Annotated in this window: 10 protein-coding genes; 9 read left to right on the top strand and 1 reads right to left on the bottom strand. The window is 40.0% G+C overall.

The genetic code is table 11. The features are described 5' to 3' along the window. Window positions 1-81 precede the first annotated feature (81 nt). From HII17_RS04695 to HII17_RS04710, 4 genes are all read left to right on the top strand, one after another. Complete coding sequence (locus tag HII17_RS04695; protein ID WP_169074207.1) at window positions 82-705, top strand: c-type cytochrome; 624 nt, start codon at window positions 82-84, stop codon at window positions 703-705. Window positions 706-709: 4 nt separating this feature from the next. Then, on the top strand, window positions 710-1,921 hold the full coding sequence (locus HII17_RS04700) for a cytochrome-c peroxidase (protein WP_169074208.1): 1,212 nt from the start codon (window positions 710-712) through the stop codon (window positions 1,919-1,921). A gap of 16 nt (window positions 1,922-1,937) precedes the next feature. After that, on the top strand, window positions 1,938-3,446 hold the full coding sequence (locus HII17_RS04705; RefSeq protein ID WP_169074209.1) for a parallel beta-helix domain-containing protein: 1,509 nt from the start codon (window positions 1,938-1,940) through the stop codon (window positions 3,444-3,446). Between the two features lie 278 nt (window positions 3,447-3,724). Next, window positions 3,725-5,311: a sensor histidine kinase gene (locus HII17_RS04710; protein ID WP_169074210.1), complete on the top strand. Its 1,587-nt coding sequence runs from the start codon at window positions 3,725-3,727 to the stop codon at window positions 5,309-5,311. 6 nt (window positions 5,312-5,317) lie between these two features. On the opposite strand, the gene HII17_RS04715 is transcribed toward HII17_RS04710, so the two are convergent. After that, window positions 5,318-6,592, bottom strand: a complete 1,275-nt coding sequence (locus tag HII17_RS04715) for an NAD(P)/FAD-dependent oxidoreductase (RefSeq protein WP_169074211.1) — start codon at window positions 6,590-6,592, stop codon at window positions 5,318-5,320. Window positions 6,593-6,797: 205 nt separating this feature from the next. On the opposite strand from HII17_RS04715, the gene HII17_RS04720 reads away from it, so the two are divergent. The 5 genes from HII17_RS04720 to HII17_RS04740 all read left to right on the top strand — a co-directional run bounded on the left by HII17_RS04720 (window position 6,798) and on the right by HII17_RS04740 (window position 12,400). After that, window positions 6,798-7,811, top strand: a complete 1,014-nt coding sequence (locus HII17_RS04720; RefSeq protein WP_169074212.1) for a 4-hydroxyproline epimerase — start codon at window positions 6,798-6,800, stop codon at window positions 7,809-7,811. A gap of 68 nt (window positions 7,812-7,879) precedes the next feature. Further along, window positions 7,880-9,403 carry an aldehyde dehydrogenase (NADP(+)) gene (locus HII17_RS04725; protein WP_169074213.1) on the top strand — a complete coding sequence of 508 codons (1,524 nt, stop codon included), beginning with the start codon at window positions 7,880-7,882 and terminating at the stop codon, window positions 9,401-9,403. Between the two features lie 121 nt (window positions 9,404-9,524). Continuing rightward, window positions 9,525-10,193, top strand: coding sequence for a GntR family transcriptional regulator (locus tag HII17_RS04730; RefSeq protein WP_169074214.1), 669 nt, complete (start codon window positions 9,525-9,527; stop codon window positions 10,191-10,193). A 239-nt stretch (window positions 10,194-10,432) separates the two neighbouring features. After that, window positions 10,433-11,989 (top strand): SulP family inorganic anion transporter, encoded by a 1,557-nt coding sequence (locus HII17_RS04735; RefSeq protein ID WP_169074215.1) that lies wholly within the window; start codon window positions 10,433-10,435, stop codon window positions 11,987-11,989. A 105-nt stretch (window positions 11,990-12,094) separates the two neighbouring features. Further along, window positions 12,095-12,400, top strand: a complete 306-nt coding sequence (locus HII17_RS04740) for a DUF1289 domain-containing protein (protein WP_169074216.1) — start codon at window positions 12,095-12,097, stop codon at window positions 12,398-12,400. Window positions 12,401-12,465 lie beyond the last annotated feature (65 nt).

Raw genomic sequence — 12,465 nt, forward strand, 5'->3', positions numbered from 1 at the left:
AGCTTTTTTTTAGAATTCGTCAGCATATAAAACCTGTCAATCATATAGTGAACTCAAGTTTTAATTACATTTGAGTTTGCGATGCGCCCAATATCTTTACTAGCGAAATTGTTCGTCGTAGTTATTAGCTTAACTGCGCCTTCGGCTGTTTTTGCTAATACACCTGAACAACTTTATCAAACATGTATTGCTTGTCATGGTGAACAAGGGCAGGGCAATAGTGCCGTTAATGCACCGGCAATTGCTGGGCAACATGCTTGGTATACCACAAGACAACTTCAAAATTTTATCAGTGGTGTTCGTGGAGCGCATGAAAAAGATGTACTTGGTAAACAAATGAAAGCAATGACTAGTCAACTAGAACCTAACAAGGATGTTCCCGTTTTAGCTGACTATATTGCAACGCTTCCAGGTAAAGTGGCAAAGCAAGAAATTAGCGGCGATTTAATGAATGGTTCTCGTTATTATCAAGCTAAATGCGGCGCCTGTCATGGTGGTAAGGCAGAAGGTAACAAGTCATTTCATGCACCAAGACTAGCTGGACAAGATGTCAGCTATTTGCAACGCCAAATGAAGAATTTTGTCGAAGGAGTGCGTGGTAGTCACGCTGAAGATAAGCTTGGTAAACAAATGGCTATGATGGCGAAAATTGTTTCAGACAAAGAGCTGTCAGACATTATTTTCTACATTTCACAACAGCAATAATTGTATGCGTACTCTTCTATTTTTCTTTGCAATTATTGGATGCTTGTTAAGTATAAATACCATAGCTGCAAGTAATGAACGATTCCAGTTAGCAAGCAAATGTCCGCCAAGTTTTGAGTTAACTAATGCTGGTGTTTGTCGATTAGTTAATCGGTATCAGTTCTATGATTCAGTGCAAGGTCGTGGCGTAGGAGGGACACAAACTTCTCTGCCTGAACATCGGGATGGATTTTCGCCTGCCCAAATAGATTTAGGCCGTTATTTGTTTTTCGACCCTGCACTGTCAAAAGACGGATCTGTTTCCTGTGCAAGTTGTCATCAACCCGATAAAGGTTTTAGTGATGACTTAGATCGCAGTATTGGTATCACGGGTGAAAAAGTAGCCCGTTCGGCGCCAACATTATGGAATGTTGCGTTTTTAGATAAGTTTTTCTGGGATGCTAGGGCAAACACGTTAGAACAACAGGCTGCCGGCCCACTTTTCGATCCAATGGAAATGGGTAACTCCCCAGAGCAGCTATTGTCGACACTTGCAGATAATAAGCATTATCCACGCATGTTTGCTCAAGCATTCCCAGATTCCAGTGAAATTAAGTTAGAAGATATCTATTTGGCGTTAACGGCTTTCCAAACGTCATTGATTTCACTTAATAGCCGATATGATCAATACGCACATGGCTATCACGAGGCACTGACTGAAAAGGAACAACAAGGGCATAATATTTTTCGTTCATTTGTCGCTCGTTGTTCTGAATGCCACCAACCGCCGTTATTTACCAATAATCAAGTTGCCGTAATTGGTGTTGCAGAAGCCGAAGGTGTGCCTTTTGATATAGGTGCAGAAAAAACGTTTGAGGCTAAAAAACTCAGAGGTGGCTTTAAAGTGCCAACCTTAAGAAATATTGTCAAAACAGCTCCTTATATGCATGCAGGAAACTTTACTAAATTGAGAGATTCTGTGGAGTTTTATAACAAAGGTCGTGGTCATGCTGTACCTAAAAATGAAAAGTTACAACTGCATTGGCACATATGGGAACCAGAATTAACAGAAGAAGAATTGGATTTGATAGTTGAGTTTTTAGGGGCATTGACTGATGAAAGCTTAACTCCTGCAATTCCTAAAACAGTTCCATCAGGTTTAGCGCCGATAGACGAAAAATATCAAGCTTCACAACAGAAAAATAATAATAACAACCAAAACCAGACATCAGAGTAGAGGGTCGGAGATCAATATGAATAAAGTATTAGGCATTATTTTAATTGCCATTGCATTTGCCGTAGGCATGTACTTTGGAGGAGGCAGTGGCTCTCCGGTAATAACTGCCAGCTCGGGTGGGGCTAGTTATTCTGGTGGTTATGACAAAAGCCAAGATAGTAGTCAGTCAGCAACTAAGTCAGCTGTAGTACAACGTACAACTGAAGGTGTCACCCATGTTGTCAATGATGGCGAATCTATTATGGATGCTGTTAAGGCTGCAAACCCAGGAGATACTATTCAAGTAATGCCAGGCACTTATCACGAAACCGTGTATATCGATAAAGATGACATTCGAATTATAGGTGTTATCCAAGAAGGTAAACGCGCGACAATGGATGGCCAAGGTAAATTAAACGACGCTATTCTTTATTCAGGTAATAACATTGTTGTACAAAACATGTTGATTACTAAATATAAAGGCAATGCCATTATGGGGCAGGCCGGAAATAACTTTGAAATACGTGATAATGTTATTGTAGACACAGGTGTGTACGGTATTTTTCCTCAACTAGGTAAAAACGGTATTGTTGAAGGGAATGTTATTTCAGGTATTGAAGATGCAGCCATTTACGTTGGCATGAGTGACAATATTCATGTGTCGCGCAACGAAGTGTTTGATTCAGTAGCCGGTATTGAAATTGAAAACTCTCGCCACGCTATCGTTGAAAACAACTATGTTCACGATAATACCGGTGGCGTTTTAGCATTTATTACACCTGGTTTACCAATTAAAACAACGTTTGATGTCATTATTCGTGACAACTTTATTGTGAACAATAACACCGCTAACTTTGGTGCGCCAGGCTCTACCGTAGCAGGTATTCCTGCGGGTACGGGTATTCTGATTATGGCTGCTGATGAAGTCATTGTTGAAGATAACATCATTACTGGGAATAAAACGGCAGGCATTATTATAACCGACCATGAAAATGCGCCGAATACGACGATTGATCCAGGAGCTGACTCTAAGCCTGACAGAGTGATGATTTTAAACAATCTTATGATGAATAATGGTTATGACACGATTGATGAAGCAAAGGCGTTAATGCTAACTGAGTTTAAACAAGGTAATCCTGATATTTTACGTGTTGGTACAAGCCGTGATAGTTGTATTATCAATCGTCACCGTTATGTGACTGTCGGTGTCAACGATTGGAAAGAGTGTGAGTTCTCAAATACTGATGCCATCGATAGCTATATTTTAGATGAGCCAGTACCACCAAGAGAAATCAAAGGTAGTGAAAAAGGTAAAATTGCATATCTAGGTATTTGTACTGGTTGCCATACTTATACTGGCAGAATGATAGGTCCTCCTGTACAAATTATTCAAGCACTATATATGGATAACCCGCAAGGCTTAGCTGACTATATTGCCAGCCCAGTTAAAAAGCGTGAAGACTATCCTGAAATGCCACCGCAAAACTACCTAGATGAGGAAACTCGTTTAGCGGTAGCTAAATATATGCTATCGAGAAAAGACTAATTTGGGTGACTTTAATTAAGAAAGCCAGCTATATGCTGGCTTTTTTGTTAGTGGCAATAACATCTGGTGCTAATTCATTTTAAAAAATCATTTTTCTGCAATAATTAATGTAATCAGCAATTGATATGTTATTGGCCAGTTAATATGTTGCTACGATGTTAATTGTAACTAACTTATGCGCTAATTAGTTGACAAGCTTGGCGAAATAGCTATAAAAGTAGTAACCTCAAGTTACAAACACGCAACAAGAAACTTCACATTGGAGTGAAAAGACCTTTATGAGCAAGATGTTTGACTACAACAATAAACTTAGCCGTCGAGTACTTGGCTATATTTTGTTATGTAGTATTTTTCTTTCTCTTGTCTCGACAGGCTTGCAGCTGTTTGCAGATTATAGCGATGATATTGAAAGTTTAGAGCAACGCTTTAATAACATTGAAACTAGCTACATTCCCTCTATGGCTACTAGTTTATGGGATTTTAATAAACCATTAATGGAGCAACAAATTAAAGGGATTGTGGACCTACCGGACATTTCTTACGTAAAAGTTGTTACCGACCTTGGTAACGAGCATGAATTTGGTGACAAATCCGTTATTGCTCAGCGAATTTTTGAAGAATATAAGATTATCTACGGTGATAACGAAATAGGTGTTCTTCAAGTTTATGCAAATTACGATGATATTTACCAAAGGTTATGGCAAAAAGCGGGTTTTATCATTACCTCAGAGTTTATCAAAATATTCATAGTTGCTTTTGTTATTATGTTTGTGGTGCATTGGTTAGTTACTCGTCATATATACCACATCACTAGTTATGCGCAGCAGTTAGCAACTGATAATTTAGATTTAAGCTTAAGCTTGGAAAATCGACCTGATTCAAAAGATGAGTTAGATTTTCTTGTAGATGCCATTAATAAAATGCGTCAACAAATTCAAAGTGACATTGTTAAATTAGAAGACGCTGAAAATGCTTTGCTGAAATTAAATGGTGAGCTTGAAGTTAAAGTCTTTGACCGGACAGCCAAACTTGAAGAGAGCAATCATCAGTTAAAACAATCGTTAGACGACTTAACACTAGCAAAAGATCAGTTAGTGCAGTCAGAGAAAATGGCTTCACTTGGTCAATTAGTTGCAGGTGTTGCACACGAGGTAAATACGCCGCTTGGTATTTGTGTTACTTCAATTACCGCATTGAAAGAAAAAGTTGATGCCCTTAAAAAAGCTGTTAACGATCAGGAGCTTACTAAGTCGCAACTTTCTGAAACGCTTGATTTATTGACAGAGTATCAACAAATTATCGAGCGAAGCCTTGATAAATCTGTTGAATTGATTCGTGGCTTTAAATCTGTAGCGGTAGAACAACATACCGACCCTGAACTTAAAATTAATTTAGCTCAACACGTTAATGATGTGGTTAATACAGTACGCACCATGTTTAAGCGTAAAAAGTATCATATTAAAATTGAACTAGATGAAGAGTTTGAGTTTGTTACCTTTCCAAGTGCTTGGAACCAGATTTTGACAAACTTTCTAATGAATTCACATATTCACGGTTTTGAAGGGCGTGACGAAGGCGATATCTCTATCAAGTTCAGTGAAAATAACGGTTATCTAACCTTACTTTATCAAGACAATGGTAATGGTATTAGTGCTGAAGTTAAGAAAACTATTTTCGACCCATTTGTTACTACTAAACGTGGGCAGGGCGGTTCTGGTCTTGGTTTAAATATAGTATTTAATCTAGTTAATACTAAGCTTGGTGGCACCATAACTTGCCCTGATGTAGACGACGGCTGTTGTTTTAAGGTAAAAGTGCCAATTGCATTTGTTCAAAACGCTTCACCATCAAAAAACTTTGCCTAAAAGCCGTTAATTAAAGCGGCTTATATCATAAGGCGATACATCTATATCGGTTGCCTGGTTATCCATTAATTGCCCAATAAGCTTTGCAGTTATTGCACCTTGCGTTAAACCTAAATGGTGATGACCAACGGCGAAATATATATGATCATGATTCGTTGCCTGACAGATAACCGGTAATGAATCTGGAAGTGATGGGCGTGGCCCCATCCAGCGACTATCCTGATTGCGCTCGCTTGGCAAGTTATTAATAATCTCTTTGGCGTGATGCAACAATGGCTGTGCTCTTTGATAATTAGCGTTTTGTGTTAACGCAGCATATTCAACAGTACCAGCAAGTCTTAAACCATTAGCCATAGGCGTCATAATAAACTTTCTCTCACTCGAGGTTACTGGGCGTGAAAGTGAATTGTGATGTGCTAATTCTACATGATAGCCACGCTCTGCTTGCATTGGTAAATGGTACCCCAACTGTTTCAATAGTGGCTTTGACCAAGCACCGCTTGCAACCACAGCATGATCAAATATTAACGTTTGATTGTCACTGGTTATATGAACCTGCATGCCAGATTGCTCAATACTATTTACTTCACCTTTTAAATACTGCATTCCTTTTTCATTAGCAAGCTCGGTGAGCTTGAAACAAAGTTGGTGTGGTTCAATTGTGTGCCCAACATCAGGAAAAAATAGTGCATACTTAATATTGTCACTTAACTCTGGCTCAAGTTCTCTGCATTGCTCTTGGTTATAAAGAGAAACATTAACTCCCGCATCTTGAAACCGTTGTTGTGTCTGTTTGATTTCTGGTAATGGTGTGCCTTCAAATACTAGTAGTGCGCCTTTGTTTTCTAGCAGCTCTTCGCAATTAGCCGCTTTTAGCAATGGCTTATAATAATCAATGGCATGTAAGTTTAGTGCCTTTAGCGCTTCGGCACTTTTTTTCGCGGCATTAGGGCGCATATTAAAAATAAATTGCAGAAACCAAGGCAGCGCTTTGATTAACTGGCTAGGCGAAACTGTTACTGGGCCTAATGGATCCAAAAGCATTTTAGGTAACTGCTTTAGCATACTGGCTTGTGCTAGCGGAAACACTTGCTCGGTAGCAAAGTGACCTGCGTTACCTTTTGAGCAGCCTTCACCAATTCCTTGTTTATCAAACAACGTGACATTATAGCCACGTGATTGAAGTTCAAGCGCGCAGTTAATACCGATAATACCAGCGCCAATAACAGCAACAGTTTGTACTTTTGCTTCAGGTGATGTCGAATTTTTTGATTGATTCATATATAAAATTCTTTTGGTTAACTATCCGTTTCTATAGTAATTTGCTGCTTTTATACGAGTGATAATTGGTTAATAATCACAGTGCGTAGTAAATTTTTATTAATCAGTACTTGTCTGAGAGTTAAAATTGTATACAATATCCCGAACTGTTTCCAGCATTGATTCTCTCAATGTTGATTTTTAATGAAAGAGAAAGATTAACTCTATGATTAAAGGTACATTCTTTTGTCTTGACGCTCATACTTGTGGTAATCCGGTAAGGTTGGTGACCAATGGCCATCCTAATCTTATTGGTGAAACAATGAGTGAAAAGCGACAGCATTTTTTAAACGAATTCGATTGGATTCGAAAAGGGCTAATGTTTGAGCCTAGAGGACACGATATGATGTCGGGCTCTTTTTTGTACCCGCCATGCAGCGAAAATGCTGATGCTGCCATTTTGTTCATTGAAACTTCTGGCTGCTTGCCGATGTGTGGACACGGCACTATAGGCACAGTAACAGCAGCAATTGAACACGGTTTAATTTCACCTAAGGTGCCGGGTCAATTAACGCTTGATGTGCCAGCTGGTCAGATTAACGTTGAATATCAGCAGCAGGGCGAGAAGGTCAGCAGCGTTAAAATATATAATGTACCAGCTTATTTAGCTCATCAGGGTATAGAAATTGACGTGCCTGAACTTGGACGTTTAATTGTGGATGTTGCATATGGCGGTAATTATTATGTAATTGTTGAGCCGCAAGAAAACTTTCCTGGTATTGAACATTGGACAGCTCAGCAGTTATTACATTGGTCTCCTATCATTCGTGACATCGTAAGCAGTGCGGTTAACTGCATTCATCCTGAAGACCCGACGGTTAACGGTGTTAGCCATTTACTTTGGACAGGAACACCTAAAAAAGAAAGTTCGGTAGCAGCAAATGCAGTGTTTTATGGTGATAAGGCGATTGATCGTTCTCCTTGTGGTACCGGCACTAGCGCAAGAATGGCGCAGTTGTTTGCAAAAGGTAAATTAAGCGTTGGGCAGCCATTTGTGCATGAAAGCTATATTGGTAGCCAATTTACCGGTTGCGTTGAAGGTACTGTTGAAGTTGATACTCCCCAAGGAAAAATAACTGCAATTAAACCTAGCATCGAAGGCTGGGCGCATGTGTTTGGCAAAAACTGTATCACGATTGATGATGAAGACCCTTACGCATTTGGTTTTACGGTTAAATAAACCTTACTACGCTTAAGTTAGCTAAATAACTTAAGTGTGTCACTTGAATAAATAACGTGGAAATAACAATGGCAATTACAGGTAAAAATCTCATTGCTGGTCAGTGGACTGGCGAAACCCAAGAAGGCTTTGTTGCTTTTAACGCAGTATTAAATCAGCCCATGACAGATAAATTCGCTGATGCAAGCGAACAAGAAGTGGAGACTGCCATTACTCAGGCGCATCAGGCTTTCATTACATATAGCCAATTAACTGCAAATGAGCGAGCAAATTTCCTAGATACCATAGGCGAACAAATTATTGCGCTTGGCGATGAATTAATTGCAACGGCAAGTGCAGAGACAGGGTTGCCAGTTGCTCGCATCACAGGTGAAAGAGGTCGAACAGTAGGCCAATTAGGTTTATTCGCTAATTTACTTCGCAGTGGTGAGTATCAAGGTATTATTGAACATGCTAACCCAACCCGTGAACCATTGCCTAAGCCAGATACTCGCCTAGGCTATTTACCAGTTGGTGTTGTGGCTGTCTTTGGTGCAAGTAACTTCCCGTTAGCGTTTTCAACTGCTGGTGGTGATACGGCGTCTGCCTTAGCTGCGGGCTGTCCTGTTGTTATGAAAGCGCATACGGCTCACCCTGCAACTGCAGAATTAGTGGCTCAAGCCATTTTAAAAGCGATAGAACTTTGTGATTTAGATAACGGTGTATTTTCTCTTATTCAAGGCGAGAACTATGCAATTTCAAGCCAAATCGTAACTCACCCGCTTGTTAAAGCGGTCGGTTTTACAGGTTCTGAACGTGTAGGCATGATTTTGCAGCAGCAAATTAATCAGCGCGCAGAGCCCATTCCGTTTTATGGTGAGCTTGGCAGTGTAAATCCGCAATTTGTCATGGCGAATAAACTAGCTGCTGATGCGTCAGAAATAGCGCAAGGTTTAGTTGCATCATTAATGATGGGCCAAGGGCAATTTTGCACTAGTCCAGGTATCTGGGTAGTTGTAGATGATGAAAACTACGCTACTTTTGAGCAGTCGGCCATTGAAGCAATTCAAACCCAACCAGCTGGCGTAATGCTAACACCTGGTATTCGTGAATGTTATCAAAGTACCGTTTCGCACTGGCAAAACTTAACAGGTGTTAAAATGCTAGCGGTGGGGCAACAAGGCGACGCTCATTTGTGTACCGCAGCCTTGTTTAGTACCGATATTGCAAATTTTATTGAAAACCCAGCACTTCAAGAAGAAGTATTTGGTTCATGTGCGTTAATCGTTAAATGTACTGATTTTGCTCAGATGCAACAGTTCGTCACACTGTTAAGAGGAAACCTTACGGCAAGTATTCATGCAGTAGATGCCGATATTGAACAGGCAAGAGCGATTGCTCAGCCTCTTGCTCATAAAGTTGGTCGTTTAATTTACAATCAAATGCCAACAGGCGTGGAAGTGTGTGCGTCAATGAACCATGGTGGGCCGTTCCCAGCGTCTACTAACGTGCGCTCTACATCTGTTGGTAGTGAGGCAATAAAACGTTTCCAACGACCAATTTGTTATCAAAACATGCCTAAAGCGTTGTTACCAAGCCTACTTCAGGATTAACGCTAACTTAGGTTAAGTACAAGAGCATTAATTTATATGATTAATGCTCTTTTTTCGTTTTTGGGGTTTGCATTCTAAATACAATCTCTATAATAACCGCACTTAACTTAGGAATATCAGTATGGGCATCGTATACAAAACTAGGACACAGCTGGTAGTGGAAACATTAAGGGAGAAAATTCTTAGTGGTGAAATTACTGCCGGACAGCCATTACGCCAAGCAGCACTAGCGGAAGAATTAAATGTAAGCCGTATTCCAGTGCGAGAAGCGTTATTGCAATTGGAAGCAGAAGGACTTGTAGCATTTGAACCTCATAAAGGTGCCACAGCCACTGAACTTAATGCCGATCAAGTAGACGAATTATTTGAATTGAGAGCGATGTTAGAGGCTGATCTTCTAGCCGCATCGATTCCTAACCTGACTGATGAATCGTTAGCTCAAGCAACTTCATTGTTGGAAAAGCTAGATAATGCGCTAGGTAAAGAAAACGCTGCGAATACGTGGAGCGAGTTAAATTCTGACTACCATAACTGTTTATATTCGGCAGCGGCTCGTCCACAAACGCAAGATCTTGTAAATACATTAAATAAAAACGCTGACCGCTATATCCGCATGCACTTGCTATGGGCTGGTGGTATTTCTAAAGCTGAATCAGAGCACAATGAGTTATTGTCGCTGTGTAAAGCACGCGATATTGATGGTGCCGTTGCATTACTTAAGCAGCATATTTTAGGCTCTCGTGATGAAATTAAAGAGTTTTTACATCAACGAGAAAGCACTACAGCATAATTTTTTATTAAAATTCATTAACATATCAGCTTTTGTTAGTAAGTATTCACAAGGGCTGATATTGACATTTTTCATACAAATCTATACTATCCACCCCCTTTAATTTGCCGACGATTTGCGATTTAAACGTTAGTTACAGCGCTACGTTTGATGGCAGTTGGTCAATTTGTTAGCTAACCTTTGTTAGCCACTATCAATATTTCTAATCCTATTGATTTAAACAATTACGCGAGAAAACGATGTTTGAAATTCATGCGAGTAAGGTGTCTAGCCTGAAAAATGACGTGCTTTCAGGTTTAACTGTTGCACTAGCTCTTGTTCCAGAGGCGGTAGCCTTTGCATTTGTTGCAGGAGTTGAACCATTAGTGGGACTTTATGCTGCCTTTATGGTTGGTTTGATTACCTCTATCTTTGGTGGTCGCCCTGGCATGATCTCTGGTGCAACAGGTGCGATGGCTGTAGTTATGGTAAGCTTAGTTGCGTTGCATGGCGTTGAATATCTATTTGCGACTGTGGTGCTCACCGGGATATTACAGATTCTCGCTGGAATATTTAAATTAGGTAAATTCATTCGCTTAGTTCCACATCCGGTAATGCTGGGCTTTGTAAACGGTTTAGCTATTGTAATTTTCCTTGCCCAACTTGGCCAATTTAAAGTGGCTAATGAAGAGGGCATCTTTGTTTGGATGCAAGGTAACCAGTTAATGACAATGGTGGGATTAATTGTCTTAACCATGGCGATTATTCATTTCTTACCTAAATTAACTAAAGCAGTTCCTTCTTCTTTAGTGGCCATTATTGTCGTAACACTATTAGCACAAAGTCTGGATTTAGATGCTAGAACGGTAGTTGACTATCTACGCGACATGACCAGTGATCCTGCTGCAACTATTGCTGGTGGCTTGCCTCAGTTCTCTATTCCAAACGTGCCATTCACCTTTGAGACATTCAAAATTATTTTACCATTTGCCTTAGTATTAGCGGCAATTGGTTTGATTGAATCATTATTAACTTTAACGCTTATTGATGAGCTAACTGGCACTCGTGGTCGTGGTAACAAAGAATGTATCGCACAAGGTGCGTCAAATACAGTTAATGGTTTCTTCGGTGCTATGGGTGGTTGTGCCATGATTGGTCAATCAATGATTAACGTAAACTCAGGTGGTCGTGGCCGTGCATCAGGTATTACCGCTGCACTTGGATTACTCGCTATCATCTTGTTTGCATCAGGTTTAATCGAACAAATACCTTTAGCTGCATTAGTCGGTGTAATGTTTATTGTGGTAATTGGTACATTTGAATGGTCAAGTTTCCGAATTATGAGCAAAGTACCTAAGGCTGATGCCTTTGTTATAGTCTTAGTGTCGGGTGTTACGGTAGCAACTGACTTAGCAGTGGCGGTAATCGTAGGTGTTATTGTTTCCGCACTAGTGTTTGCTTGGGAACATGCAAAACATGTTAACGTTGTGCGCTTTACTAATGAGAAAGGCTCAACAGTTTATGAAGTACACGGGCCATTGTTTTTCGGCTCTGTAAGTAGCTTCTTAGAACAGTTTAATATGGAAGAAGATAGTGATGATGTCGTGGTTGAGTTCAAATACTCACGCGTTGCTGATCACTCGGCCATTGAAGCGATTGATACCTTAGCTGAACGCTATATCAGCCGTGGAAAAACCTTACATTTAGTACATTTGAGTCCTGAGTGTAAGCAACTACTTAAGAAAGCCGGTGATCTGGTAGAAGTTAATGTGATTGAAGATCCTGACTATCATATTGCTACGGACAAATTAGCTTAACCGCTTTAAGATTGTGTGCTTGCTATACAGAGTAAAGCTATACTGGGTAAAGTAAGCACACTAAATAACCTTCAATTTAGCTTGGTTTAATAAATAGTAGACTTAATGCAATTAGAGTTTTTTGATGTTCCCAGCCCCTGTATTGGTGTTTGCCAATCTGATGAAAAGGGCTATTGTAAAGGTTGTCTTCGTACCCGTGACGAACGACAGCAGTGGATCACGTTAACTTCTGATGACAAGCAAAAAGTCATTAAGCGCTGTCAGCAACGTAAAAAACGTAAAGACGGTGCAAAAAAAGTGAAAGAAGAAGTAATAGAACCAGAGAATAAGCAGCCATCGCTGCTTGACCCACCGGCAAAGAGTAATTTATGCACTAAAGACGAAATGGACTTTGGTGACTTTGAGTTATAATGCGCATAATAGATATTTTTTCGTCAGATATATTTTTAGGGCTTAATCAAATCTGACAGTCGCTT

Source organism: Thalassotalea algicola, assembly GCF_012932965.1.
Classification (GTDB): domain Bacteria; phylum Pseudomonadota; class Gammaproteobacteria; order Enterobacterales; family Alteromonadaceae; genus Thalassotalea_F; species Thalassotalea_F algicola.